Genomic DNA, 23,749 nt, shown 5'->3' with positions numbered 1-23,749 from the left:
TGATGACCGATAAGTTCGACCTGACCGGGCGGGTGGCCATCGTCACCGGAGCCTCCCGGGGAATCGGCCACGCGTTGGCCTTGGGGCTGGCCGAGGCCGGGGCCAAGGTGGTGGCCGCCAGCCGCACGCTGGATGCCTGCCAAACCCTGGCCGACCAGATCACCGCCGCTGGTGGCAAGGCCCTGGCCGCCCAGCTCGACGTCGGCCAACTCGATCAGCATCAGCTGCTGGTTGAGGCTGCCATTGAGCGCTTTGGCCGCCTCGACGTGCTGGTGAACAACGCCGGCGTGCTGCGTCCCCACGTCACCACCCGGGTCACCCCCGAGGAGCTAGACGACATCTTGGCCGTGAACCTCAAGGGACCGCTGTTTCTGTCGCAGGCCGCGCTCGATCACCTGGCCGCCGATGGGGGCGGATCGATCATCAACATCGGCGCGCTGGGGGCCTTCCAGCCCATGGAGGGCATCGGGGCGTACTGCGCGGTCAAAGCGGCCATGGCTAACTGGACCACCACCATGGCCCGGGAGTGGGCCAGCCGGGGGGTTCGGGTGAACCTGCTGGTTCCCGGCCCGGTGGCCACCGACATGATCCTGCCCCGCGACCCCGAAGCCCGGGCCCGGTTCGAGGAGCAGGTGGCCGCCGAGACAATCTTCGGCCGCCTCGGCGTCCCCGACGATCTGGTGGGCGCCGCGGTGTTCCTAGCCAGCGACGCCTCGGTGTTCATGAGCGGCCGGCCGGTGTTCGTCGACGGCGGAATGCTGCGCTGAGCAGGCCATTCGACTTCGCGCAAATGGTTCACTTTTCGGCGGTCAGCACCGGGTAGGGTCGGATCATGGCCGAAGAGGTCTTGGCCTCAGACATTTTGATCGCGCCCTCCGTGCTGCCCGCTGATTTCGCCCGGCTGGGCGAGGAATGCATCGATCTGGAGAAAGCCGGGGCCGACCGGATCCACTGGGATGTGATGGACGGCCGGTTTGTGCCCAATCTCACCTTCGGTCCCGATGTGATCGCGTCGATTCGGCCCCTGGTGTCGCTGCCATTCGAGGCTCACCTGATGGTGGAAGAGCCCCATGAGCTGGCCCCCCGCTACGCCGAGGCCGGCTGCGAGCTGCTCACCGTCCACTCCGAGGCCTGTCCTCACCTGCACCGCACTCTGGGGGCCATCCGAGAGCTGGGAATGGACGCCGGCGTGGCCCTCAACCCGGCCACTCCGGCTTCGGCTGTGGCCCACGTGCTGGACCTCTGCCGACTGGTGCTGGTGATGACCGTCAACCCCGGCTGGGGCGGACAGTCGTACATCTCTTCGATGGAGTCCAAGGTGGCCGAGGTGCGGGCCATGATCGACGGCGGCGGCCACGATGTGGAACTGGAGGTGGACGGCGGCATCGGACGGAGCACGATCGGAGCCGCCGCCAAGGCCGGAGCGGGAGTATTCGTGGCCGGCAGCGCGGTTTTCTCCGATGAACTGGGGTTCAACCACGCCATCGGTGAGTTGCGAGAAGCAGCCGCTCACGCCTGACGATGCGACAGCCGACGGCGGCTGCACTGGCGCTGGTGCTGGGGGCTCTGACGCTCGCAGCCTTGTCGCTCAGTGCCTGCGGCAACGATGACCAGCCCAGCTTGGAAACCTTCTGCGGACGACTGGAGACCGCCTTCAGCCCCGAGGGCGCCCTAGCCGCTGACTATTCCGATGATCCCAGCGGCGCGCAGGCGGTGATAGACGAACTGGAGTCGATTCAACGGGTGGCGCCCCTGGAGGTCGAGTCGTCGCTGGCCGTCATCATCGACACGGCAAGCCTCATCATCGGGGTATTCAGCGGAGAGGAAAGCGCCGGACTCGATGCCGCCCAGCTAGAAGAAAGCGGGACGGCCTCCGCCGAGTTGGGCCGCTACGCCGCGGAGCACTGCGGCCTGGATCTGGACTGGGACAGCCCTGTCGTCTTCGTCGATCCCGACAGGATCCCCGGCGAGGTGCGGTTGGACGTGCGGGGCTAGCTGAGGACCAGACTTCCTCAGAGCATCTCGCCGCGCTTGACGATCACGTGGTCGATGATGCCGTACTGCTTGGCCTCTTCGGCGGTGAACCAGCGGTCGCGGTCGGAGTCGGCCTCCACCTGCTCCACCGACTGGCCGGTGTGGGTGGCGATGCGCTCGGCCAGCAGCGACTTCACGTAGGCGTGCTGCTCGGCCTGGATGGCGATGTCGGCGGCCTGGCCCCGAACCCCGCCGGAGGGCTGGTGCATCATGATCCGGGCGTGGGGCAGGGCGTAGCGCTTGCCGGGTGCACCGGCGCACAGCAGGAACTGGCCCATCGAGGCGCCCAAACCCATGCAGATGGTGCCCACATCGGGGGTGATGAACTGCATGGTGTCGTAGATGGCCATGCCCGAGGTGACCGACCCGCCCGGGGAGTTGATGTAGAGCCAGATGTCCTTGTCGGTGTCCTCGCCCTCCAGATAGAGGAGCTGGGCGGTGATGTAGTTGGCGATGTCGTCGTTCACATCGGTTCCGAGAAACACGATTCGGTTCTTCAGAAGCCGGTTGTAGATCTCGAAGGCACCGCGCTCGGGGCTGCCCGGCTCGAACAGGACGGGGTTGGTCATGGCCACAATCGTACCGGCCCGCTACTGCGTCTAGGCCACCCGATCCACCGGTACCACCGCGCAGACCGGCGCATCAGGGGGTTCGGCAGGAAGCATGAACCGCCAGAACACCGCGGCCCGAGGCTCACCGCAGGTGTCCAGCCAGTTGGGCACGCCGGGATCGCGGTGGGCGATGACCACCCGATAGCGGCGGTCTTCGCCCATCTCCATCTGGGCGTCGTTCAGCGACACGGTGCGCTCCAGATAGTCGGCCGTTTGGCCCAGCTCGTTCCAGATCACCACATTGGTGAACAACCCCTCGGGAATCCGGCCCTCCATGACCAGGGCCTCGTCGGCGTCCACGTAAACCATCGAGTCGGGTGGGAGCTTGTTGCGGATGATGTTCACCCCACCGGCCGCTGGCGACAGCCTGAAGCCGTCCCGGTCGCCCGGCGCGGTGTAGCTGGTGGGAAGCTCGTCCACCGCCCAAATGGCGGTGAGAAACTGGTCAAGATGGCGGGGGCTGATCACCACCGGCGGCGGCCCATCACTGTCCACCACCGAGTGGCCCTCGCCGTCCACTGCGGTCACAACCCGCCGAAAATCATCAGTCATGTGGGGTCCTAGTCACCTCCCGCCAGCCGTTGTCCTTGGGCACTTTCCTAGCTTCCGCTTCTGGTCTTGTTGTACCGGGGGTTGCGGCCCCTGTTCTGTCGGCGGTGCCATGCCAGCCTCCCGGCTTCCCACCGTCGAGCTAACCCCCTGGGCATCCCGACCGTCTCCACTTCCAAGTGCCCGTACTTGCCCGACTTCTGGTGCGCGACGGCCCGCCGCCGAGGATTGTTCGTGATTCCTACGTAGACGACCTTGCCGCGAGGGCTACGCAGTGTGTACCCCTGCACAGATCGCCACCGTCTAGTGCGCCGCCGTCTTGCCATGCGGCCACCATAACCCGACAGCAGCGGGCTGCCTCTGGTGGAATCGTACCTGCTGGTCGCGTGGTCGTTTGGCTTCTATATTGTGTCCCTTGGCACAGGTGATGATTCAGGGTGAACAGAGCTTGCCAGTCGTCTCGCAGCCATTGTGAAAGGAGAGGACATGGCCGACCAAGAAGGATTCACGGCGCTAGAAATCGAGAACTTGCAGCACTACGTGTATTTCTTCCAAGACCCGCGCGACAGCACGATCTTCTATGTGGGAAAGGGGAAGGGCAACCGCTTTCTCTCACGTCTACAGCACTCCGATGAGACGGAGTGGCACAACAAGCGGCTAAACAAGATTCGGGAGATCGAGGCAGAGGGCCGCGAAGTCAGGTGCTTCATCGCCCGTCACGGCATGAACGAGCAGACCGCGCTTGAAGTAGAGGGAGCACTGATCGACGTTCTGCGGCTCATCGGCAACGACGAACTGACCAACAAGCACCGGGGGCACTCCCCCCAGCGAGGGCTTTGGGACTTCAGAGGGCACATCGAAGGCAACGCGTGGGGGGTGCCCGCCGACAACTACAAGGAGTCCTGAACGGGGTGGGCGTGACTGGCACAGCAATCTGGTCAGCAGCCTGTCATATGGAGTGGACGCAATAGAGTCTGTCTGATTCCCAAATAGATTTTGGGGCTGTCCCTGGTCCGAGGGCTTCAAATGCCAGGATCTAGTGAGGGCGACGATGGACACACCACCGGAGATGGCGACGACAGGGAACACGAACCCGAAATTGCAGGCATTGACGTGGCTGGCGGGTCTTCTACTGCTTGCGGTGATCGCCCTGATCGTTGTCAGTCTCGTGAGCTCTGCATCGCAGCGTGAGGCGCTGAATGAAGTGCGCGAGGCTGTTGAAGCGAACACGGCGGCTGTGCAGGAGATCAAGCAGGACCAGAGCGAGCCGGCTGTGTTGCACTCCTACGCCGATGAGTGCAGCGACCGGGGAGGAAGTCAGACGTATGTAATCCACCAGTCGCTTAGGGTGTGCAACGCCGGATGGAGAGACTCGTTCAGCATCCCCCACGACCGAGACTGGGACGATGAATACGGCGAATCGTACTACTGGTCGCCCCCAGGGTGAGGCCGAACGTTTGGACGAAAGCTGCTCGCAGCTAGGAGTACCTGTTTGTTCTCCGGCGTGTGAGTTGGATTCCGCAATCTGGGCAGAGGGCCGGCCGTCTCGCAGGTTCATCATCTCACGTTCTGGGAACGGGCCGGCGTGACCGCATCTTTCGCAATGCAAGGCCCGCTCTCTGTTGAACTCCCTCCAAGCGCCCACGCCGATCAGAGCAGCAACGGTGGCCACAACTATCCAAACAATCGTGTTGGCGTCCATCGCGCCCCCTTGAAAACCCGAATGAGCGTACCATCGGGCCTGTCCAGACCATCCTCTGAAGGGAATGGGGGGCGTTGGCGATAAGATCGCCCGCCGACATGAGATCTCCCCAACGCCCTGACGCTGTTGCCCGGTGGGAATCTGCTGTGGACTGGCCGATGCTGGTCTTGGCTCTGGGGAGCATTCCGCTTCTGGTGTTCGAGTCGTTCTACCCATCAGCTGTCGCTGTGTTGAACTGGGCGATCTCAGGAGTGTTCGCTGTCGAGCTTGGTGTGAGGTTGGTGGTTCACGGTCCTGGTCGCAGGCGGTACGCGGTGACCAAGTGGTACGACTTCGCCATCGTCGCCCTAACGCTGATCCCAGTGCTGATGCCATTGCGTGCTCTGAGGTCGGTGCGGGTGTTGAAGGTGCTGAAGGTTCTCAGAGTGGCTGCATTCGTTGAACGTGGCTTTCACACCGTAAAGCGGATTTGGGCTGGAACGTCGGGCCGCTACGTTTTGGCCGCTGCTGTTGGGCTGATCGCTGCCTCGGCAGTCGGGGTCTGGTTCTTCGAGGATCGCGGTGGCGCCGAAATCGACTCCTGGGGTGACACGATCTGGTGGGCAATCGTGACGATGACGACCGTCGGTTATGGAGACATCTCACCGCAGACAGGTGGTGGGAAGGCTGTAGCGATCATCCTCATGCTCGCGGGGATAACCGTCTTCGGAGTAATCACCGCTAACCTCGCTGCTTGGTTCACCAGAAGCAAGGAACAGGCCAATCAGGCCGACTTAGGGCGACAGGTCCAAGAACTGACGGCGGCCGTAGAACGGCTGACCGCCCAAGTCGAGAGGAACGACAGAAGCGAACGATCACTACAGCAGAGGGAACCTCAAAGCGGCGAGCTTGTGGAAGGAGAATCGCACGACGGGAGGGCCAGCATAGAGTGAGGGTTTCTGAGCGGATTGAGCGATTCCTAAGCGACTATCCCAAGGGAAGGCTGCTTGTTGTCGTGGGCTATGCCAGTCCAGCAGGGCTCGCGTGGCTGGACCTCCAGACCGTTGGCCGCCCTGTGTCTTTGCTGATTGGTGATACTCGCTCTAGGTACTGGTCGAACATCTCCCATGATGACGCGGGACGAGCGGTTGACTTTCTTTCTAGAACGGATGTGAAGGTCCGCAATTGGTATCGGACCAAAAGGGCTAAAGAGGGGCCTTCGATGGCTCACATGAAGGCGTGGGTGGTGGAATCCGAAGGAGTCCCGGTGGCTGCTCTGGTCGGGTCGGCAAACCTGACTAAGAACGGGTTGGAAGCAAATGTCGAGATCATGGTTGAAGCCACCGGCGACGACCTGATCCGCACTTGGGGGGAGGTCAGGGGGCTTCACGAGAAGGGTTGGGATTGTGCTGAGCGTTTAGCTGGGTACATGGCTGACAGTGTCGATCTTGGACAAAGGGAAATCGAGAATGTTGGGGGCAAAGCAGAGTCAACCGGCCGTGAGGCTGGTGTAGGAAGGGGATCGTGGCAATCCGACCCGACTGGTCGCAATCAATACCGCTGGCGGGAAGGCGGCAGATGGACTCCCCACGTTGCCAACGACGGAGTCACGTCCGCAGACCCAACATCCAATCTCGATTTGGATACGCTTTCGAGGCAACCCGCAGGCCGGACTGAAAAAACCAGTACTAACAGAGTCCTTGAACTGCCTTCAAGCAAAAGACGGCTGGCTGCGTTCGTTGTTGAATATGTGCTTATCTTTGTGACGCTGATTATCGGGTGGCTGATCTGGTCGCTAGCCGTCTACAGCCAGGGAAAAACTCCGGCGAAGCAGATTTTCAGGATGCGAGTCATCAGAATTGATGATCTGTCAGCGGCTGGCGGCTGTCGAATGTTCTTTCGAGAGATCATCCTGAAATATGGATTGTGGTTGACCTTCTTCATTACAGCACCCTTGTTCTACCTTGCTCCGGTACTAGTAGGCTTGGCATTTCTTTGGATGTTGATTGGGTGGGTCGTCCTACAGGGCGACCGACGAGGCCAGACCCCTTGGGACAAGATGCTTGGCACAGTAGTAGTCACTATCCCACGAAATTGAAACCGGCCGCGCCGAACCACGCCGCCGCGCCAACTTCAACACCAGGGAACCCGCCTCTTGGACTATCTGTCAGTCAAAGGAATCAGCGAGGCGCCCGACTCAAACGTGGACCTTCACAGCATCCCAGCCCCAACTTCAACGCGAAGACCCATTTTGACTGGGTTTGCTGTTCTAGCGACAGGCGGTTGTAGGCACGTAGGAATACGGGTTTTTCCGCATGTGTGGGCATTCCGAGAGGTAGGGGGAGTGCTTTAGGACGTAGACCCGTTTCGCCGCGCTTTCAGCGCCGCAAGGAAGTCCTCTGTGCTGGCGTGGAAGGTGCAATCGGAGAGGTCGGCGGCTGGTCCCTTTCCGGTGTCTGCTTCAATGTCAGCAAGCGTCAATTCGTCAGAGTTTGCTTTCCTACGGAGCTTGCGCACTGAAACATTCCGCATTAGGCGAAATGCCATTGACATCCCTGACCCTCCTGTGTGGTGCCTATTTCCACCCTATCTGACATGCCTCAAAAAAAGTGCGCCAGGTGGGATTTGAACCCACACGGGCTTGCGCCCACAGGGACCTAAACCCTGCGCGTCTGCCAAGTTCCGCCACTGGCGCGAGGCGCTTACAGGCTACAAGCCCAACTGGGTGGCCAAGGCCCGAAATGCCCGGCCCCGGTGGGAGACGGCGTTCTTCTCGTAGGGTGACATCTCGGCAAATGTGCGCCCGTCTCCCCCGTCGGGAACGAACACCGGGTCGTAGCCGAAGCCCCCGTCTCCTCGCGGCTCGACAGCGATGGTCCCGGTGGTCATGCCCTCGGCCAGCATCTCGCCCCCGTCGGGAAATGCCACTATCGCCACCGTGCGAAAGCGAGCCGACCGGTCGGCTGCCCCCTCGAGTTCGTCTAGCAGCCGGGCTCGGTTATCGGCGTCATCAGCGTGCTCACCGGCGTAGCGGGCCGACTTCACGCCCGGCGCTCCGCCCAGCGCGACTACCTCCAATCCGGTGTCATCGGCCACTGCGGCCTGACCGGTATGACCGCAGACCGCGACCGCCTTCAGCCGGGCATTGGCCTCCAGCATGTCGCCGTCTTCGACCACTTCACCCAGGCCGGCGGGCCGGGGCAGCAGCTCCACCGCCGATCCCAGGATGGCCGCAATCTCAACCAACTTGTGGGGGTTGGCGGTTGCCGCCACAAACTGCCGTCGCTCATCCGAGGCGGAGTTCAACGGACCAGAATTCAACGGGACGGAGGCAGGTCGGCCAGCAGCTGGTTTTGCCGCTTGATGATCTGCTCGATTCCCAGCGTGGCCAGGTCTAATAGCTCGTCCAGCTGGTCTCTGCCGAATGCCATTCCCTCGGCGGTGCCCTGCACCTCCACGAAGCGACCTGATTCGGTCATGACCACGTTCATGTCCACCTCGGCGGCCACATCTTCGTCATAGGGCAGATCGAGCGCCGGCGTTCCGTCGACGATCCCGACGGACACCGCAGCACACGCCTCGATCATGGGGTGATGCTCGATCTTTCCAGCGGCCAACAAGCGGCTGAAAGCGTCGTGAAGCGCGACATAAGCGCCGCTGATGGCGGCGGTGCGGGTACCGCCGTCGGCTTGCAGCACGTCGCAGTCGCAGATGACTTGTCGCTCGCCGAGCTTGGCGGCATCAGTCACCGCCCGCAGCGAGCGGCCGATCAAGCGCTGGATCTCCTGGGTGCGGCCCGACTGGCGGCCTCGGGCCGCTTCCCGATTGACCCGCTCGGGCGACGACCCCGGGAGCATCGAGTACTCGGCCGTCACCCAGCCCGTGCCCCGGCCCCTCATCCACCGGGGCACGTCGGGATCAACCGACGCGGTACACAGCACCCGGGTGCGGCCGAACGATACCAGCACCGAGCCGTCGGCCATTTCGGTGAATTCCCGCTCGAAGCTGATGGGTCGCAGATCATCAGCGGCTCGACCGTCGCCCCTCATGTTTGACCTGCTCTCATACCTTATACCTCCAGCCCTGTTGCATCGCTAGGGGCACCCTAACAAGGACACAAGACCGCACAAAAGGAGCGGCCTCGACTCTGGCGGGATGAGTCGAGGCCGCTCGGCTGGAGCCGTGCTCCAGCGTGGTGGTGTGGTTTGGGTGCAAGCACTTTAGCAGAACGGGGGACTTATAGCACATCAAACACCAAAAAACCTGCCTAGGTAGAAATTTTTTTCAAACTAGGTTCAGAAGTAGATAGTTGACTCAGCTCGGGCAGTCACCTGGTCGATCGGATCAGTCCACGCCCCGGTGGACAGGTACTTCCATCCGCCGTCGGCCGACACCACCACCACCGCCCCCTCGTCAATCCGCTCGGCCACTCGGGCGGCCCCGGCCAGCGCCGCGCCGGTAGAGAGGCCGGCGAAAATGCCAGCCTCCTCGGCTAGGCGCCGAGTCCACTCGATCGACTCCCGAGGCCGCACGATGCGCTTGCCGTCCAAGAGCTGATCGCCGCCCCATTTCTCATAGACCGGGGGGATGAACCCGTCGTCCAAGCTGCGGAGCCCGTCGACCATCTCCCCCGCGGGGGGCTCCACCGCCAGCACCTGCACCGATGGCTTGCGCTCCTTGAGATAGGCGCCCACTCCCATCAAGGTGCCGCTGGTGCCCAGTCCCGACACGAAGTGGGTGATCTCGGGGCAGTCGGCGTAGATCTCCGGGCCGGTGGTGTTGTAGTGGGCCCGGGGGTTGGCCTCGTTGCCGTACTGGTAGAGGAACGCCCACTCGGGGTTGTCGTCGGCCAGCTTCTGGGCCATGCGGACGGCCCCGTTCGACCCCCCAGCGCCCGGCGACCAGATGATCTCGGCCCCGAACACCTCAAGAAGCTGGCGGCGCTCGGCCGAGACGTTCTCGGGCATGACGATCTTGATGGGATAGCCCCTGAGCCGGGCGATCATGGCCAGGGCGATCCCGGTATTGCCCGACGACGGCTCGATGATGGTGCGGCCCGGTTCCAAGGTCCCGTCGGCCTCGGCCTCGAGGATCATCTCGCGCGCCACTCGGTCCTTGACCGATCCCGCGGGGTTGACTCCCTCGAGCTTGACGTGGATGGCCACCGCCGGGTTGGGCGACAGCACGGTGACATCGACCATCGGGGTGTTCCCGATCAGATCGATCACCGATTTGTGTGCCGTCACAGACCCCAGATTACCCCTCGACTGCCACGGGCTCTTCAGCAATGGCCCCGTCGGCAATCCGGTAACAGCGCAGCGCAGGCTCGGGATCCTTCAACGACACGATCACATAGAGCAGCGCTCCGAAGGGGTCGAATGCCGTGGCGTCTCGCACATCGGTGGGCGACGGATAGGCGGTGGTGTGGGTGTGGGAGTGCATGACCGCCACCAACGCCAGCCCCTCGTCATCGGCGGTGCGCTCAGTCTGGAGGTACTCGGCATCGTCGAGCCGGTAGATTTGGCTGGACTCCGCCGCATTGCGCACCGGGAAGAACCGAGTGACCTGCTCTTTCCCCGCCGGGGCAGCCAGCAGCCCGCACGCCTCGTTGGGCAGTCCCGACAGCGCATGGGCGATTACCTGCGCATAAACCTCACTGCTCAACCGCAGCACCCGCTCACCCTACCTGGGCTTGCGCACCGATCAGCCGCCATTGGAAAGGAGTCGCTGGTCGGGGGTCAGACCAGCGAGGGCGACCACAGGAGCCGGCGGGCCGGAATCGCCGGTGAAGCCGGCAGCTGTGCTGGGCGATTCAAATCGGGTGGCGACAGGCACCACGCCCGCCCACCACGGCCCGGCGATGTCTTCAGGCTCATCGATTGGGTCGCCGCGGCGTACCTTCACCCGGTCGGACGGCGCCTCAGCTCGCTCCTGTGATCCCGTCGGCCAGTCCTACTGCGGCAAAGGCAACTGCAGGATTCTTCTTGCAGGCAGGAGCCGTGAGGTAGAAGGAAAAGGTCGGATGACGGCTTGCTGCCTCCCACTCAGCCGCAGCCGTCATGAGAGGAGTCCTGCGTCTTGAAGCTCAGGGCGGACTTTAGGGATTCGACTGCGATGGAGGCTGTAATTCTCAGTTTTGTGCTGGATATGCCCAATGACCACGCTCGGATGCACGTTGTATCGCGATGCTGCTTGAACGATTGCCGGTACAGACACCGACGCGGCTTCGAATCCACCAGGAAACAGCCACTCAGTGGCCTGATCATTTGCCGCTAACTCATCGGGATCACTCTGTGGGCCCATCAAATCGTCATCGAGGATCGCGCCAGAAAGCGCAGTGATGTGCCCCAGCGTCAAATGGGCACACTCGTGCAGTAAAGCAAAGAGAAGACTGTCGAATCGGTTGTTTCGCGTAGTCAGGCCAATGACGGGACGGCCGTCGGGAAGAAACGTAACCGCACCATCGAGCTTGCCTCCTCGAAGGCCCTCTGCGAATACCAAACAGACGCCGCATTCCCCGAGGAGTGTTGGCAGCCTGACCAGCTCACTGGGTCCGTCCTTGAGAATCCGGGGTAGCCGCGTCGCAAGTCGCCTTAACTCGTCGATTCCGAATTCTGCAACATCCTGGGTATCAGCGATTTTCCGCACATACCCAAGCCAAGCGGCCTGTTCAATCGTGATCGGATCGGCAGAATTGGAGCGCTTCGCCGCCGCGGCAAACCGAGGACGCTCATCAAGGTTGGCGATTTTCAGCAGTTCGCATACGGCCGACTCGATTGCATCAAGGTCATCGGTCTCAGGGACCCACCCCCGAGACCGTACCTGAGCCAGCGGAATAACCTGGCGCAGTCGAGCTCGCCGCGCAACAGGGGTAAGTTCTTCGTGGCTCGTGGCTGAGCGCTGCTCGAAAAGGCGATATGCGGTTTGTAGGTTGAGCCAAAGCTCAGGGGTGGTTCCAAGCGCCTCAGAGAAGGAAATCGCAGTCTCAGTGGTGATTTCCTTCTTCCCGTTCAGGATCTCGGAAACTGCCTGGAGGGGCCTACCGATGATCTCCGCAAACTCAGTCGCGGTCCATCCACGTTCGTCTAATTCATCCCGGAGATACTCACCGGCCGGAAAGACTTCGGCAGGAGTGTAGGTTCTAGCCATAGTCACGAATCTCCTCCCTAGTGGTAATCGACAATCTCGACAACGACCAGCAGCCGGCCTTCGGCATCGGTCTCAATCCGCAAGATGAGCCTCCACCGGCGATTGAGCCGGATCGAATGCTGACCAGCACGCCCCCCTTGGAGCTTCTCAAAGTGCAGTGCCTTGTAGTTCCGAAGATCGACCTCGGACTCCGCCTGGGCGAGAAACCCCACCTTCTTCCGGAAGGCCTTCACGACATCGGGGCCGAACCTGGGCAGCACGAAGTCTCGCTCCTCGTACAGTCGTCGAAGGTCGTCGTCCTCGAATTCCAGCCTCATGCTTCATGCTTTCACCCTAGAGGTGAACACCCTATCATGCAAGTACCTTTTGTGAGTTCACTCCCTGACGAACCCGAACCCACCCATAGATCAACCTATTCGTTCTGCCGACAAACTTGTGGAGTACCACGATTACCGTGACGTTCGCACCCACAATTCACTGATGCCCCGGCTGTTCTTGGCTGTTTTTCCGCCTTTGGAGGTTGTGGAGCTGCTGGGCGAATTGGATCGGCCCGAGGTAGAGGGGTTGCGATGGACGGTGCCCGAGCAGTGGCACATCACGCTGAGGTTCTTCGGGGAAACGGAGCAGGGCGAGGTGGAGGACAGCTTGCGGGGGTTTCAGGGATCGGCCAGCACCGTGCGGCTGGGACCGGCCAGCAGGCGGTTGGGGGCAAGGGTGCTGATGCTGCCTGCGGATGGGCTGAGCGAATTGGCGGCCGAGGTTGGAGCACGCACTGCGGCCATTGGCCAGCCGCCGGACCGTCGGGAGTTCACCGGTCATCTCACCTTGGCCCGAGCCCGCAAGCGGGTGCCGGGCACGGTCGTCGCACAGCCCTTCGAGGCCGAGTTCTTGGCCCGCGAGCTGTGGCTGGTGTCCAGCCAACTCCACCCTGATGGGTCCCGCTACTCCCGGCTGAGCCATTGGCCGTTGGAAGAGGCCGGCTGAGTAGAGCCCGCTCAAGGCTCCTCGACGAGAGGGACGAACCTCACGGGGCAGAATCGCTCGGAAGTGGTCTCATCGCCGTCTCTACGAACCAAAGTGAGATTCTGGGAGAACGAGGCCGGCCCCACGGGGATGACCAACCGCCCGCCGTCGGCGAGCTGGTCGATGAGCGCTGAGGGAATGTTGGACGCTGCCGCGGTAACCAGCACTGCGTCGTAGGGGGCGCCGGGCGAGTGGCCCTGCGACCCGTCGGCGCACACCACGGTGGTGTTGTCATACCCCAGTTCAGCCAGGACTTGGGCCGCTGAGTTGGCCAGCTTTCGGTGCCGCTCCACAGAAACCACGGAGGCGGCCAATTCGGCCAGCACAGCCGCCCCATAGCCCGATCCGGTTCCCACCTCCAGCACCCGGTTGTCTGGCTCTATGGCCGCGGCCTCGGCCATGAGGGCCACGACGTAGGGCTGGGAGATGGTTTGGCCTGAACCGATGGGCAGCGGGTGATCCTTGTAGGCGTCGCCGGCCAGCGTCCGCGACACGAACCGATGGCGGGGAACCGTCCTCATGGCGTCCAGAACCTGCGGGTCGCTGACTCCTCGCCCCTCGATCTGGCGGCGCACCATTGTCAGCCGCCGGTTTAGGTGCCGGTCTTGGACCATCCCCAATGATGCTCCAACCGCTCCTGCTTCGGGGCGAAGAATGGGCGAGAGTTTTGACTACCTCGCCGCGGGATAGGCGCTGGTCTCGTCGAACACCGCTTGAAGGGCGTCGGCGTCGCGGGTGAAATCCGGGCCGGTTTCCTCGGACGCATTCCAGGGCGGCGCCGGTGCCCACCACGGCGGCATCTCAGAGCCGCCGTCGGCGGTCTCGTTGGGGATGAAGGCCAAGCACCACTGCCAAGAGCCCTTCTCTTCGCCCTCGCCTTCATCGGGATGGCCACCGGGGGGAACCAAGGCGTAAGTGAATCCCGGCCCGGGTCCCGCTTTCTGGGCGTCTCGGGCCACGAGTCGGCGGGAATGCGGTAGGCGGGAATGCGGTAGCCGGGAATGCGGTAGCCGGGCGGCGACAAACGGCAGGGCAAGCAGTAGCAGGACGATGATCGAGGTAACGATCGTTGTCAGGTTCAATTCAGGCATGTCGGGTGCCTCCGTCAAGGGGAGGCTTGAGGACTTACTCAAGCCTCACAGGCCCCATAAGCCCCACCCGCAACAGAAAAGGGTAGCGACTCCCTTTTCTGAGCGTCAACTGTGATTTTCAGTTCTGTGGAACGGACTGATGAGTCCGAGGTCTTCAGATCACCACCACAGACCGGAGCACCTCACCCCGCTCCATGGCGTGAAACGCCTCCTCAACGCCCTCCAGCGAGATGGTCTCCGACACGAAACGCTCCAGGTTGAGCCTTCCCTGGAGATAGAGGTCGATCAGCATGGGGAAGTCCCGAGATGGCAGGCAATCGCCATACCACGACGACTTGAGGACACCGCCGCGCCCGAATACCTCGATCATCGGCAGCTCAATGCGCATCTCGGGATTGGGCACACCGACAAGCACCACGGCCCCGGCCAAGTCCCGGGCATAGAAGGCCTGCTCATAGGTCTGGGGCAGGCCGATGGCCTCGATGGCCACGTCCACGCCGTGGCCACCGGTCAGCTCCCTGATCCGCTCCACCGGGTCCTCCCGGGAGGAGTTGATGGTGTGGGTAGCACCGAATTCTCGAGCCCATTCCAGTTTGGTGTCGTCTATGTCCACCCCGATGATGGTGTGAGCACCGGCCAGGCGTGATCCCTCGATGGCCGCATCGCCCACCCCGCCGCAGCCGAAGACGGCCACAGAATCGCCCCGGCCTACCCCGCCGGTGTTCATGGCGGCGCCTAGCCCGGCCATGACCCCGCAGCCGATCAGTCCAGCCACCTCGGGCTGGGCCTCGGGATTGACCTTGGTGGCCTGGCCCGCCGCCACCAGTGTCTTTTCGGCAAAGGCCCCGATTCCCAGTGCGGGCGACAGCTCCTGGCCATCCAGGGTCATCTTCTGGGTGGCGTTGTGGGTAGCAAAGCAGTACCACGGGCGCCCTCGCAGGCACGAGCGGCAATTACCGCACACCGCCCGCCAGTTGAGGATCACGAAGTCGCCGGGAGCCACGTTGGTCACGCCTTCTCCCACCGACTCCACCACGCCGGCGGCCTCGTGGCCCAAAAGGAACGGGAACTCGTCGTTGATGGCTCCCTCCCGGTAGTGGAGATCGGTGTGGCAGACGCCGCAGGCCTGCACGGCCACCAGGGCCTCGCCCGGCCCGGGGTCGGGCACCTCGATGGTCTCTATGCCTACCGGCTCGCCCTTGGCCTTGGCGACTACGGCTTGAACCTGCTGGGCCATCTGCTGCTCCTTTCGCCCGGCCATCGGCCACTAAGACCGAGACCAACTGCCGCGAACCTACTACGCCCTGAGAAAAGCCGGTTCGTCTGGTGCCCAGTCGCGGAGGCGAGGGCAGCCTGTCACGTGTCCAAGAAGCGGCTGACGGCGATGCCGGAGCCCACCGTGCCCACGATGGCTCCCAGACCCACCATCTGGAAGCCCAGGGCCCACACTCGGGACGGATCGACGGTGAAGCCCCGCAGCAACTCCAGCGAGACATCGTCGTTGATCACGCTGAAGAAATTGTTGGTCAGCCATATCAGCGGAATGGCGATAACCCCTCCGATGAGCCCCTGAATGAGTCCCTCGAACATGAACGGCACCCGGATGAACCAGTTGGTGGCCCCCACCAACTTCATCACCTCGATGTCTCGGCGGCGGGAGAACAGCGCCATGCGGATGGTGTTCAAGATCAGCACGGCAGCGGCCACCAACAAGACGATGGCGATGATGATCACCCGCTGGCGCAACCCGCTGGACAGATCCTCGATGGCTCGGATGGTCTCGCTGGCCGTTACCACCCTGGCCACCCCCGGCTGCGTGCGGAAGGCGGCGGCCAGCTCGTCAACCCGCTCGGGCAGGGTGTCGGTGGGCTTGACCCGGAACGAGGCCGGCAGCCGCTCGGGTGTTATCACCTCCACCAGCTCCGGCGAGTCGCCCATGAGATCCTGCACCTCGGCGTAGGCCTCGTCTTTGTCGATGTAGGTGAACCCGCTGACCTCGGGAGCGTCCTCGAGCTGGCGGCGGATGTCCGCCTCCAACTCCGGGCTGATCTCGGGGTCCATGAACACTATGAACTCCACGCCGTCCTTCCAGCGGACGGTGGCGTTGTCGACTGCGTCGCCGAACAGCAGCGCCGCCCCGAGGAGGGTCAGCGAGATGGTGACGGTGATGACGGTGGCCAGCGTGAGGGTGATGTTCCGGCGGAAGTTGCTGGCCGTCTCCCGCAGGACATAGTCCAGCTTGAGGCTCATCGGCTACCGCCGGCCCACTGGCCCCTGTCGTCGAGACCCCTCAATGCCATGGGCTATTCGTAGACGCCCCGGGACTGATCCCGGACGATCTGGCCCCGGTCCAGTTCCACAACCCGGCGGCGCATCTTGTCGACGATGCTGCGGTCATGGGTGGCCATCACCACGGTGGTGCCGGTGCGGTTGATGCGGTCCAACAGCGTCATGATGCCCAGCGAGGTGTTCGGATCGAGGTTCCCGGTGGGCTCATCGGCCAGCAGGATCAGCGGCCGATTCACAAACGCCCGGGCGATGGACACCCGCTGCTGCTCCCCGCCCGACAATTCGTCGGGATAGTTGTGCATCTTCTTGGAGAGGCCCACCAGCTCCAAGATGGCCGGAACCTTCTCCTTGATCACGCCCCGGGGACGCCCGATCACCTCCAGAGCGAAGGCCACGTTCTGGACCACGGTCTTGTTGGGCAGGAGCTTGAAGTCCTGGAAGACGCACCCGATGTTGCGGCGCAAAAAGGGCACCTTCCAACTGGGAAGCTGCCCGATGTCCTTCCCGGCCACGTACACCCGGCCCCGGTCAGGCTTCTCCTCTTTGTTAAGCAGGCGCATGAACGTGGACTTTCCCGATCCCGACGGCCCAACCAAAAAGACGAATTCCCCCCGCTGCACCTCGCAGGAGGCGTTCTGAAGGGCGAGCACCTCGCCCTTGTACACCTTGGTGACGTTCTCCATTCTGATCATGCGCTGTGAACTCCGAACTGCGATCCGGGCACAAACCCCCCTTTGTTGGCCCAGAAAGCTCGACCAACGCTACCACCGTCACCGTGCAACGATTGCGCACCCTCCGGGCTCGGCCTGGCCGCAGTCAAGACATGCGCCTCCACCGCAGATAGGCCTCGATCAGCTCGTCGAGGTCCCCGGCCAAGACCCCCTCCACGTTGCCGATGGTCACGCCGGTGCGGTCGTCTTTGACCTGCTGGTAGGGGTGCAGCACATAGGAGCGGATCTGGCTGCCCCACTCCGCCTTCTGGTAGTCGCCCGCCAACCCGGCGATCTCGGCTGCCCGCTCAGCCCGCTTCAGGTCGGCCAGGCGAGCGGCCAGGATCTGCATGGCACGGTCTTTGTTCTGGTGCTGGCTGCGCTCGTTCTGACACGACACCACGATGCCGGTGGGCAGATGGGTGATCCGCACCGCCGAGTCGGTCACGTTCACGTGCTGCCCGCCCGCGCCCGATGACCGGAAGGTGTCGATCCGCAGGTCTTTGTCCTCGATGTCCACCTCGCCGGACACCTCGTCGAAGAAAGGCACCACTTTGAACTGGGCGAACGCGGTGTGGCGGCGGGCGTCAGAGTCGAACGGGGAGATCCGCACCAGGCGATGCACCCCCCGCTCCGACTGGAGCAGGCCGTAGGCGTTGCGCCCCGAAATGGTGAAGTCGGCCGAGGAGATGCCCGCCCCCTGGCCCTCCGACACCGAATCGACCTTGAAGTCGAAGCCGCGGCGCTCGGCCCACCCCTGGTACATCGCCAGCAGCATCTCGGCCCAGTCCTGGGCATCGGTGCCCCCTGCGCCGCTGTGGAGCTCGCACACCGCATCGGATCCGTCGTGCTCGCCGCCCAAAAGCGACCGCAGCTCCAGGTCGTCAACCTTTGCGGTCAGGGATTCCAGCATCTGGGCGATCTCGGGGGTCTGCGACTCGTCGTCCTCCTCAGTGGCCAGCTGGTGCAGCGTGTCGGCGTCGTCCAAGGCGGCCTCCAGGCCGGCGAACAGCTCCAAGTCCTCCATCAACTCGGCCAGTTCCCTGGTCACCTTGCGGGCCTGGTCGGGGTCGTCCCACAGGCCGGGGGCGGCCGCGGCCTCCTCCAGCTGAGGGCGCCGGGCGATCAGCTCATCGATGTGCAGGTAGAGCCGGGCTTCGTCCAGTTTGGATCGGAGCAGGGCGAGGTCGCCGGTGAAGTCAGGCACGGAATGTTCCGGGAGCAGGCAGTCAACGCCCGCAGCACTGCTTGAACTTGCGGCCTGATCCGCACGGACAGGGGGCGTTGCGGGGGGTTTTGTCGAAATCCGACTTCACGATCGGCGTCCTCGACTTTGGAGCCGACTCCTCCACCATCGCGGGGGCGGCCGATGTGCTGGCCAAGGCCGCCTGTGCTCCGGCCCGGGCCAGTGACGGCTGAGTGGACGGATCGGCCGGACCCGACTCGGTGACGTTGCTGGTGTCGGCATCTTCGGCGCCGGCCGGAGACTCCACGTTGATCTCCACGTGCATGATGTAGGTGACGAAGTCCCGGGCCACGCCGGCCATCATCTGGCCGAACATCTCGAACCCCTCCCGCTGCCACTCGGTCAGAGGGTCTTTCTGGCCGAGGGCCCGCAGGTTGATGCCCTCTTTGAGGTAGTCCATCTCATAGAGGTGCTCGCGCCAGCGCTGGTCGATGATGCGCAGCATGATCTGGCGCTCCACCTCCCGCATGGCATCTTCTCCGACCTGTTGCTCCCGCTGCTCGTAGTGGGCCACCGCCTCGCCCACCAGCACGTCGTAGAGATCGTCGGTGGAGGTCGCTTCGCTCATCTGGTCAGGGCCGATCTGGGTTGGCCACAGCACTCGGACTTCGGTTTCGAGCTGCTCCAGGTCCCAGTCGGCGGGATCCTCCGAAGTGCAGTGCCCGGTGATCACGGCGTCGACCGCTTCGCCCAAGTGCTCTAGGGCCTCGGCCCGCAGGTCACCGCCCGACAGGATCTGGGTCCGCCGCTTGTAGATCACCTTGCGCTGCTCGTTTAGCACCTCGTCGTACTTGAGCACGTTCTTGCGGGCCTCGGCGTTCTTCTGCTCCACCGTGCCCTGGGCCCGCTCGATGGCCTTGGTCACCATCTTGGCCTCGATGGGCACGTCCTCGGGCAGGGCCTTGTCCATCACCCAGTTCATGGCCCCGGTAGCGAAGATCCGCATCAGATCGTCTTCCAGTGAGAGGTAGAACCGGCTCTCGCCGGGGTCGCCCTGGCGACCGGAGCGGCCTCGAAGCTGGTTGTCGATGCGGCGGCTGTCGTGGCGCTCGGTGCCCAGCACATAGAGGCCCCCCAGCTCCCGCACCTTCTCGCCCTCGGCGCCGCACTCGGCCTCGTACTTCTCAAGCAGCTCGGCGGCCCGGGCCTGGCCCTGCTCGCTGGCGGGGTCGAGGCCCTCGGCGGCTGCGTCGCGGCGAGCCATGGCCTCGGGGTTGCCCCCCAGCACGATGTCCACGCCTCGTCCGGCCATGTTGGTGGCCACGGTGATGGCGTGCAGGCGACCGGCCTGGGCCACGATCTCGGCCTCCCGGAAATGCTGCTTGGCGTTGAGCACCTCATGGGAGATGCCCCGCTTGTTGAGCACACCGGCCAGCTTCTCGGAGTTCTCCACCGAGACGGTGCCCACCAGCACCGGCTGGCCCCGCTCGTAGCGCTCTACCAGATCCTCCACCAAGGCGTTGAACTTGCCGTCCTCGCTCTTGTAGATGAGGTCGCCCTCGTCAGCCCGGACCACCGGCAGATTGGTGGGAATCGGCACCACATGGAGGCCGTAGGTGCCGAACAGCTCGTTGGCCTCGCTCACCGCGGTTCCGGTCATGCCGGCCAGCTTGTCGTACAGCCGGAAGTAGTTCTGGAGGGTGATGGTGGCCAGCGTCTGGTTCTCCTCTTTGATCTTCACCCCCTCTTTGGCCTCCACCGCCTGGTGCAGTCCCTCCGACCAGCGGCGGCCCTCCAACACCCGGCCGGTGAACTCGTCGACGATCTTCACCTCGCCCCGCTGGATTATGTAGTCCTTGTCCCGGTGGTACAGCTCCTTGGCCCGCAGCGCGGCCTGGAGCTGATGGACCAGGTTGGCGCTGACCGAGTCGTAGAGGTTCTCCACCCCCAGCGCCCGCTCCACCGCATGCACCCCTTCCTCGGTGGGAGCCACGATGCGCTTCTCCTCGTCCACGTCGTAGTGGACGTCGCGCTTCAAACCCCGCACGACGCTGGCGAATTTGTAGTACGTCTTGGCCGCGTCGGCCAGGCGCCCGCTGATGATGAGGGGGGTCCGGGCCTCGTCGATGAGGATGGAGTCGATCTCGTCCACGATGCAGTAGTTGTGGCCCCGCTGGACCCGGCGGTCGGCCGACATCGCCATGTTGTCCCGCAGGTAGTCGAAGCCCATCTCGTTGTTGGTGCCATAGGTGATGTCGCAGCCGTACTGCTCCCGCTTGAATTCCGAGCCCCGCTCGCCGGGGACCACCAGGCCGACAGTGAGGCCCAGCCAACGGTGGATGGCTCCCATCCAGTCGGCGTCGCGAGCGGCCAGATAGTCGTTCACGGTGACCACGTGCACGCCCTTGCCGGCCAAGCCGTTCAAATACACCGGAAGCGTGGACACCAGGGTCTTGCCCTCGCCGGTTCGCATCTCGGCCACCCAGCCGAAGTGCAGGGCCGCGCCCCCCATCAACTGCACGTCATAGTGGCGCTGGCCGATCACCCGCCAGGCCGCCTCCCGCACCACCGCAAACGCATCGATGAGCAGGTCGTGCAAATCCTCGCCGTTCTCCAAGCGCTGGCGGAACTCCCCGGTGCGGGCCCGCAGCGCGTCATCGGACAGTGCTTTGGTCTCCGGCTCGAGCGCGTTGATATCGGGCACCAGGCTCTCCAGTGCCTTGAGCTTCTTGCCCTCTCCGGTGTTCAGGATCTTCTGAAACACACTCATGCCGCGCCCACTCTACCGCTGTGCCCCCCATATCCCGATAGCGGAGACCACGCGCCGCGCCACGGTGAGCGCTCTTGTGGGCGTGTCGAGGAGTCCCTCGTCGCTTGGCCTGAACTAGCTGGCCCGGTGCTCCCGGGAGTGGTGCTGCCGGTCGACGCGGCGGGTTTTCGTGCGGCGAAGCTGGCGCTCCAGTTTGGCGATGGCTCGGTCCAATGCCGCGAACGGCGTCGGACCGTTGACTCGGCTGCGGATGTGATAGCCGTGGCCCTCCAGGGTGACCTCGCAGATGTCGGGCTCGGGGATTCGGGGGTTCTTCTCCTCGCTGAACCGGACTGTGGCGTGATCGATGCCCGATAGATAGCGGTCCAGCTTGCCCACCTTTGTTCGGGTGGCCTCCCCCAGTCTCTGCGACACCTGCATCCCGCTGCTGCTGATGGTCACATCCATGGCGGCTCCCTTTCGGCTGGGCTTCTCTTGTGGGTCCTCATGGTAGCCACACCAGAAGGTTGCCACGCGGAAGGCGTGGTGTAGGGCAATGGAGTGGCCCCGGCTACCACCGCGTCCACTCGCTCCGCCCCTGCTCCGATAAGCGACTTGGCCGCAGACTGAAGGGTCGCCCCGGTGGTGATCACGTCGTCCACCACCAGGACCGCCGACGGCGAGGCCTGGCGGACGGAAAAGACCGGAGCGCGAAACCGCTGGCTGCGGTTCCGACCGGTCTGGCCCGCCTCGTCTACGCGCCTCAACAACCTGACCACGGGCACCCCCGTCTCGCGGCTCAACGCCCGAGCCAGCAGCTCGGCCTGGTCAAACCCCCGTTGGCGCCGCCGCCTCGTGGACGTCGGTGCCCACGTCACCGCGTCGGCGGCCAGGTCCGAAGGCAGGGTCGTGGCCATGGCCGACGCCAGCCACCGCACGCACGAACGCTGATTGCGGTACTTGAGCCGGGCGAGCAGCTCCCGGCCCGCCCCCGCGTAGGCGAAAACCGCCCAGAGCCCCGACAGCGGCTCGAGCGCGGCCATCTCCCCCACGGCGCGCATACCCGCCGTACACCGGCGACACGGCGACGGCCCCGGCCCATCGCATCCCGCGCAAAATTGCGAAAACAACATGGCTGGACGCTAGAAGCGACCGGTGACAGATTGACCTGCCCTCGCGGGCCCACCCAACTGGACAGGTCAGTAGCGGTAGTGGTCGGCCTTGAAGGGTCCTTCGGCCGAGACGCCCATGTAGTCGGCCTGGGCCGGGGTCAGGGTGGTGAGGCGCGCTCCGAGGGCATCCAGGTGCAGGCGGGCCACCATTTCATCGAGATCCTTGGGCAGCGTGGCCACGTCTGTCCCGTAGGCCTCGGCGTTGGCGTGCAACTCCATCTGAGCCAGCACTTGGTTGGTGAAGCTGCATGACATCACAAAGCTGGGGTGGCCGGTGGCGTTGCCCAAGTTCAGCAGCCGGCCCTCCGACAAGATGATGACCGAATGCCCGTCGGGAAAGACGTACTCGTCCACCTGGGGCTTGATGTTGATGCGCTGAACGTCGGACAGCGCGTTGAGCCCGGCCATGTCGATCTCGTTGTCGAAGTGGCCGATGTTGCCCACCACTGCCTGATGCTTCATCCGTCCCAAGTGCTCGGCGCTGATCACGTCCTTGCAGCCGGTGGCGGTGATGAACAGATCGGCTGTTTCCAGCACATCCTCGAGCCGCTGAACCTCGAAGCCCTCCATAGCAGCTTGCAGGGCGCAGATGGGATCCACTTCGGTGACCACCACCCGGGCGCCCTGGCCCCGCAGCGATTGGGCACAGCCCTTGCCCACGTCGCCATAGCCGCATACCACGGCCGTCTTGCCACCGATCATCATGTCGGTGCCCCGATTGATGCCGTCGATCAGCGAATGCCGACAGCCATAGAGGTTGTCGAACTTCGATTTGGTCACCGAGTTGTTCACGTCGATGGCCGGGAACCGCAGCGAGCCTTCGGCCTTCATCCGGTAGAGCCGGTGGACGCCGGTGGTGGTCTCCTCCGACACGCCGCGGACCCCCTTGGCGATGGCGGACCACAACCCGTGATCATCGGCCAGCGTGCGGCCCAACAGGCGGCGGATCTCGGCCAAGTCCTCGGAGTCGGCCTCATCGGGGTCCCCGGCGGTTCCCACCGCCTCAGCATCGGCGCCCATGTGTACCAACAAGGTGGCGTCACCGCCGTCGTCGAGGATCAGGTTCGGCCCCCCGCCGTCGGGCCAGCGCAGCACCCGCTCAGTACACCACCAGTACTCCTCCAGGGTCTCGCCCTTCCAGGCGAAAACCGGCACGCCTTGGGGGTCGTCGGGGGTGCCCGTAGGGCCGACAGCCACCGCGGCCGCGGCCGGGTCCTGAGTGGAGAAGATGTTGCACGACGCCCAGCGCACTTCGGCGCCCAGCGCAATCAGGGTCTCAATCAACACTGCGGTCTGCACGGTCATGTGGAGCGAGCCGGTGATGCGGGCCCCGGCCAGGGGCTGTGCGTCGAAGTGCTGAGCCCGCAGGGCCATCAGACCGGGCATCTCGTGCTCAGCCAGGCGGATCTCGTTGCGCCCGGTTTCGGCTAGAGCCAGGTCGGCCACTTTGAAGTCTTGGTCAAGAGCCACTGCAACTATCGCTTTCTGAAGTCGGGTTTCCCCTC

The 23,749-nt window shown here is 63.9% G+C and carries 27 protein-coding genes and 1 tRNA gene; 8 read left to right on the top strand and 20 right to left on the bottom strand.

All coding sequences use genetic code 11. The features are described 5' to 3' along the window. The first annotated feature begins 2 nt into the window (after positions 1–2). The 3 genes from OXG30_10985 to OXG30_10975 all read left to right on the top strand — a co-directional run bounded on the left by OXG30_10985 (position 3) and on the right by OXG30_10975 (position 1,995). The gene (locus tag OXG30_10985) at positions 3–767 is read left to right on the top strand and encodes a glucose 1-dehydrogenase (GenBank protein ID MCY4135417.1); all 765 of its coding nucleotides are present in this window, start codon (positions 3–5) and stop codon (positions 765–767) included. A 65-nt stretch (positions 768–832) separates the two neighbouring features. Further along, positions 833–1,519 (top strand): ribulose-phosphate 3-epimerase, encoded by a 687-nt coding sequence (gene rpe / locus OXG30_10980; GenBank protein ID MCY4135416.1) that lies wholly within the window; start codon positions 833–835, stop codon positions 1,517–1,519. 2 nt (positions 1,520–1,521) lie between these two features. Beyond that, positions 1,522–1,995 carry a hypothetical protein gene (locus tag OXG30_10975; protein MCY4135415.1) on the top strand — a complete coding sequence of 158 codons (474 nt, stop codon included), beginning with the start codon at positions 1,522–1,524 and terminating at the stop codon, positions 1,993–1,995. A 17-nt stretch (positions 1,996–2,012) separates the two neighbouring features. Here OXG30_10975 and OXG30_10970 read toward each other — a convergent pair whose 3' ends face one another. Together OXG30_10970 and OXG30_10965 are read right to left on the bottom strand one after the other, a co-directional pair. Then, positions 2,013–2,603, bottom strand: a complete 591-nt coding sequence (locus tag OXG30_10970) for an ATP-dependent Clp protease proteolytic subunit (GenBank protein ID MCY4135414.1) — start codon at positions 2,601–2,603, stop codon at positions 2,013–2,015. Between the two features lie 30 nt (positions 2,604–2,633). Next, positions 2,634–3,197, bottom strand: a complete 564-nt coding sequence (locus OXG30_10965; protein ID MCY4135413.1) for a hypothetical protein — start codon at positions 3,195–3,197, stop codon at positions 2,634–2,636. A 483-nt stretch (positions 3,198–3,680) separates the two neighbouring features. Between OXG30_10965 and OXG30_10960 the strand changes: the two genes are divergently transcribed. The 4 genes from OXG30_10960 (at position 3,681) to OXG30_10945 (ending at position 6,973) form a co-directional block, all read left to right on the top strand. Further along, complete coding sequence (locus tag OXG30_10960) at positions 3,681–4,100, top strand: GIY-YIG nuclease family protein (GenBank protein ID MCY4135412.1); 420 nt, start codon at positions 3,681–3,683, stop codon at positions 4,098–4,100. 145 nt (positions 4,101–4,245) lie between these two features. Further along, positions 4,246–4,641: a hypothetical protein gene (locus OXG30_10955; protein MCY4135411.1), complete on the top strand. Its 396-nt coding sequence runs from the start codon at positions 4,246–4,248 to the stop codon at positions 4,639–4,641. Between the two features lie 401 nt (positions 4,642–5,042). Beyond that, positions 5,043–5,828, top strand: coding sequence for an ion transporter (locus OXG30_10950; GenBank protein ID MCY4135410.1), 786 nt, complete (start codon positions 5,043–5,045; stop codon positions 5,826–5,828). Continuing rightward, positions 5,825–6,973 (top strand): phospholipase D-like domain-containing protein, encoded by a 1,149-nt coding sequence (locus OXG30_10945; GenBank protein ID MCY4135409.1) that lies wholly within the window; start codon positions 5,825–5,827, stop codon positions 6,971–6,973. The genes OXG30_10950 and OXG30_10945 overlap by 4 nt, the downstream gene beginning before the upstream one ends. 512 nt (positions 6,974–7,485) lie before the next feature. On the opposite strand, the gene OXG30_10940 is transcribed toward OXG30_10945, so the two are convergent. The 8 genes from OXG30_10940 to OXG30_10905 all read right to left on the bottom strand — a co-directional run bounded on the left by OXG30_10940 (position 7,486) and on the right by OXG30_10905 (position 12,341). Then, positions 7,486–7,570 (bottom strand) — tRNA-Leu (locus tag OXG30_10940). 14 nt (positions 7,571–7,584) lie between these two features. Beyond that, complete coding sequence (gene rdgB, locus OXG30_10935) at positions 7,585–8,181, bottom strand: RdgB/HAM1 family non-canonical purine NTP pyrophosphatase (protein ID MCY4135408.1); 597 nt, start codon at positions 8,179–8,181, stop codon at positions 7,585–7,587. A gap of 11 nt (positions 8,182–8,192) precedes the next feature. Then, complete coding sequence (gene rph / locus OXG30_10930) at positions 8,193–8,924, bottom strand: ribonuclease PH (protein ID MCY4135407.1); 732 nt, start codon at positions 8,922–8,924, stop codon at positions 8,193–8,195. A 246-nt stretch (positions 8,925–9,170) separates the two neighbouring features. Then, positions 9,171–10,121 carry a cysteine synthase family protein gene (locus OXG30_10925; protein MCY4135406.1) on the bottom strand — a complete coding sequence of 317 codons (951 nt, stop codon included), beginning with the start codon at positions 10,119–10,121 and terminating at the stop codon, positions 9,171–9,173. A 10-nt stretch (positions 10,122–10,131) separates the two neighbouring features. Then, on the bottom strand, positions 10,132–10,539 hold the full coding sequence (locus OXG30_10920) for a M67 family metallopeptidase (GenBank protein MCY4135405.1): 408 nt from the start codon (positions 10,537–10,539) through the stop codon (positions 10,132–10,134). Positions 10,540–10,578: 39 nt separating this feature from the next. Beyond that, positions 10,579–10,779: a hypothetical protein gene (locus OXG30_10915; GenBank protein MCY4135404.1), complete on the bottom strand. Its 201-nt coding sequence runs from the start codon at positions 10,777–10,779 to the stop codon at positions 10,579–10,581. 153 nt (positions 10,780–10,932) lie between these two features. Next, entirely contained in the window at positions 10,933–12,024 is a 1,092-nt protein-coding gene (locus tag OXG30_10910; GenBank protein MCY4135403.1) for a HigA family addiction module antitoxin, read from the bottom strand. 17 nt (positions 12,025–12,041) lie between these two features. Beyond that, a complete protein-coding gene (locus tag OXG30_10905) occupies positions 12,042–12,341 on the bottom strand; it encodes a type II toxin-antitoxin system RelE/ParE family toxin (protein ID MCY4135402.1) in 300 nt (99 codons plus the stop codon). A 163-nt stretch (positions 12,342–12,504) separates the two neighbouring features. On the opposite strand from OXG30_10905, the gene thpR reads away from it, so the two are divergent. After that, positions 12,505–13,008: an RNA 2',3'-cyclic phosphodiesterase gene (gene thpR, locus OXG30_10900; GenBank protein MCY4135401.1), complete on the top strand. Its 504-nt coding sequence runs from the start codon at positions 12,505–12,507 to the stop codon at positions 13,006–13,008. An 11-nt stretch (positions 13,009–13,019) separates the two neighbouring features. Here thpR and OXG30_10895 read toward each other — a convergent pair whose 3' ends face one another. The 10 genes from OXG30_10895 to ahcY all read right to left on the bottom strand — a co-directional run bounded on the left by OXG30_10895 (position 13,020) and on the right by ahcY (position 23,714). Then, entirely contained in the window at positions 13,020–13,661 is a 642-nt protein-coding gene (locus tag OXG30_10895) for a protein-L-isoaspartate(D-aspartate) O-methyltransferase (protein ID MCY4135400.1), read from the bottom strand. A 57-nt stretch (positions 13,662–13,718) separates the two neighbouring features. After that, entirely contained in the window at positions 13,719–14,138 is a 420-nt protein-coding gene (locus OXG30_10890; protein MCY4135399.1) for a hypothetical protein, read from the bottom strand. Between the two features lie 154 nt (positions 14,139–14,292). Beyond that, positions 14,293–15,375, bottom strand: a complete 1,083-nt coding sequence (locus tag OXG30_10885) for an S-(hydroxymethyl)mycothiol dehydrogenase (GenBank protein ID MCY4135398.1) — start codon at positions 15,373–15,375, stop codon at positions 14,293–14,295. A gap of 119 nt (positions 15,376–15,494) precedes the next feature. Further along, the gene (locus OXG30_10880) at positions 15,495–16,388 is read right to left on the bottom strand and encodes a permease-like cell division protein FtsX (protein MCY4135397.1); all 894 of its coding nucleotides are present in this window, start codon (positions 16,386–16,388) and stop codon (positions 15,495–15,497) included. Between the two features lie 53 nt (positions 16,389–16,441). Continuing rightward, positions 16,442–17,119, bottom strand: coding sequence for a cell division ATP-binding protein FtsE (ftsE, locus tag OXG30_10875; GenBank protein MCY4135396.1), 678 nt, complete (start codon positions 17,117–17,119; stop codon positions 16,442–16,444). A gap of 124 nt (positions 17,120–17,243) precedes the next feature. After that, positions 17,244–18,344: a peptide chain release factor 2 gene (prfB, locus tag OXG30_10870; GenBank protein MCY4135395.1), complete on the bottom strand. Its 1,101-nt coding sequence runs from the start codon at positions 18,342–18,344 to the stop codon at positions 17,244–17,246. A 22-nt stretch (positions 18,345–18,366) separates the two neighbouring features. Beyond that, on the bottom strand, positions 18,367–21,093 hold the full coding sequence (gene secA, locus OXG30_10865; GenBank protein MCY4135394.1) for a preprotein translocase subunit SecA: 2,727 nt from the start codon (positions 21,091–21,093) through the stop codon (positions 18,367–18,369). 114 nt (positions 21,094–21,207) lie between these two features. Continuing rightward, entirely contained in the window at positions 21,208–21,540 is a 333-nt protein-coding gene (raiA, locus tag OXG30_10860; protein MCY4135393.1) for a ribosome-associated translation inhibitor RaiA, read from the bottom strand. Then, complete coding sequence (locus OXG30_10855) at positions 21,531–22,205, bottom strand: ComF family protein (protein MCY4135392.1); 675 nt, start codon at positions 22,203–22,205, stop codon at positions 21,531–21,533. The genes raiA and OXG30_10855 overlap by 10 nt, the downstream gene beginning before the upstream one ends. A 66-nt stretch (positions 22,206–22,271) precedes the next feature. Further along, the gene (gene ahcY, locus OXG30_10850; protein MCY4135391.1) at positions 22,272–23,714 is read right to left on the bottom strand and encodes an adenosylhomocysteinase; all 1,443 of its coding nucleotides are present in this window, start codon (positions 23,712–23,714) and stop codon (positions 22,272–22,274) included. Positions 23,715–23,749 lie beyond the last annotated feature (35 nt).

It is taken from the genome of bacterium (genome assembly GCA_026708015.1).
Taxonomy (GTDB): domain Bacteria; phylum Actinomycetota; class Acidimicrobiia; order Acidimicrobiales; family Bin134; genus Poriferisocius.
The sequence above is the reverse complement of the archived record's forward strand: the minus strand, read 5'-3'. Positions and strand labels throughout refer to the sequence as shown.

What these genes read in the sequence shown, in the direction of transcription:
- secA (MCY4135394.1), bottom strand. Translation starts at nt 21,093, where the DNA reads ATGAGTGTGTTTCAGAAGATCCTGAACACCGGAGAGGGCAAGAAGCTC.
- raiA (MCY4135393.1), bottom strand. Translation starts at nt 21,540, where the DNA reads ATGGATGTGACCATCAGCAGCAGCGGGATGCAGGTGTCGCAGAGACTG.
- OXG30_10910 (MCY4135403.1), bottom strand. Translation starts at nt 12,024, where the DNA reads ATGGCTAGAACCTACACTCCTGCCGAAGTCTTTCCGGCCGGTGAGTAT.
- OXG30_10885 (MCY4135398.1), bottom strand. Translation starts at nt 15,375, where the DNA reads ATGGCCCAGCAGGTTCAAGCCGTAGTCGCCAAGGCCAAGGGCGAGCCG.
- rpe (MCY4135416.1), top strand. Translation starts at nt 833, where the DNA reads ATGGCCGAAGAGGTCTTGGCCTCAGACATTTTGATCGCGCCCTCCGTG.
- OXG30_10890 (MCY4135399.1), bottom strand. Translation starts at nt 14,138, where the DNA reads ATGCCTGAATTGAACCTGACAACGATCGTTACCTCGATCATCGTCCTG.
- OXG30_10855 (MCY4135392.1), bottom strand. Translation starts at nt 22,205, where the DNA reads ATGTTGTTTTCGCAATTTTGCGCGGGATGCGATGGGCCGGGGCCGTCG.
- OXG30_10975 (MCY4135415.1), top strand. Translation starts at nt 1,522, where the DNA reads ATGCGACAGCCGACGGCGGCTGCACTGGCGCTGGTGCTGGGGGCTCTG.
- OXG30_10880 (MCY4135397.1), bottom strand. Translation starts at nt 16,388, where the DNA reads ATGAGCCTCAAGCTGGACTATGTCCTGCGGGAGACGGCCAGCAACTTC.
- OXG30_10960 (MCY4135412.1), top strand. Translation starts at nt 3,681, where the DNA reads ATGGCCGACCAAGAAGGATTCACGGCGCTAGAAATCGAGAACTTGCAG.
- OXG30_10895 (MCY4135400.1), bottom strand. Translation starts at nt 13,661, where the DNA reads ATGGTCCAAGACCGGCACCTAAACCGGCGGCTGACAATGGTGCGCCGC.
- OXG30_10905 (MCY4135402.1), bottom strand. Translation starts at nt 12,341, where the DNA reads ATGAGGCTGGAATTCGAGGACGACGACCTTCGACGACTGTACGAGGAG.
- rph (MCY4135407.1), bottom strand. Translation starts at nt 8,924, where the DNA reads ATGAGGGGCGACGGTCGAGCCGCTGATGATCTGCGACCCATCAGCTTC.
- OXG30_10985 (MCY4135417.1), top strand. Translation starts at nt 3, where the DNA reads ATGACCGATAAGTTCGACCTGACCGGGCGGGTGGCCATCGTCACCGGA.
- OXG30_10965 (MCY4135413.1), bottom strand. Translation starts at nt 3,197, where the DNA reads ATGACTGATGATTTTCGGCGGGTTGTGACCGCAGTGGACGGCGAGGGC.
- OXG30_10955 (MCY4135411.1), top strand. Translation starts at nt 4,246, where the DNA reads ATGGACACACCACCGGAGATGGCGACGACAGGGAACACGAACCCGAAA.
- OXG30_10970 (MCY4135414.1), bottom strand. Translation starts at nt 2,603, where the DNA reads ATGACCAACCCCGTCCTGTTCGAGCCGGGCAGCCCCGAGCGCGGTGCC.
- ftsE (MCY4135396.1), bottom strand. Translation starts at nt 17,119, where the DNA reads ATGATCAGAATGGAGAACGTCACCAAGGTGTACAAGGGCGAGGTGCTC.
- thpR (MCY4135401.1), top strand. Translation starts at nt 12,505, where the DNA reads ATGCCCCGGCTGTTCTTGGCTGTTTTTCCGCCTTTGGAGGTTGTGGAG.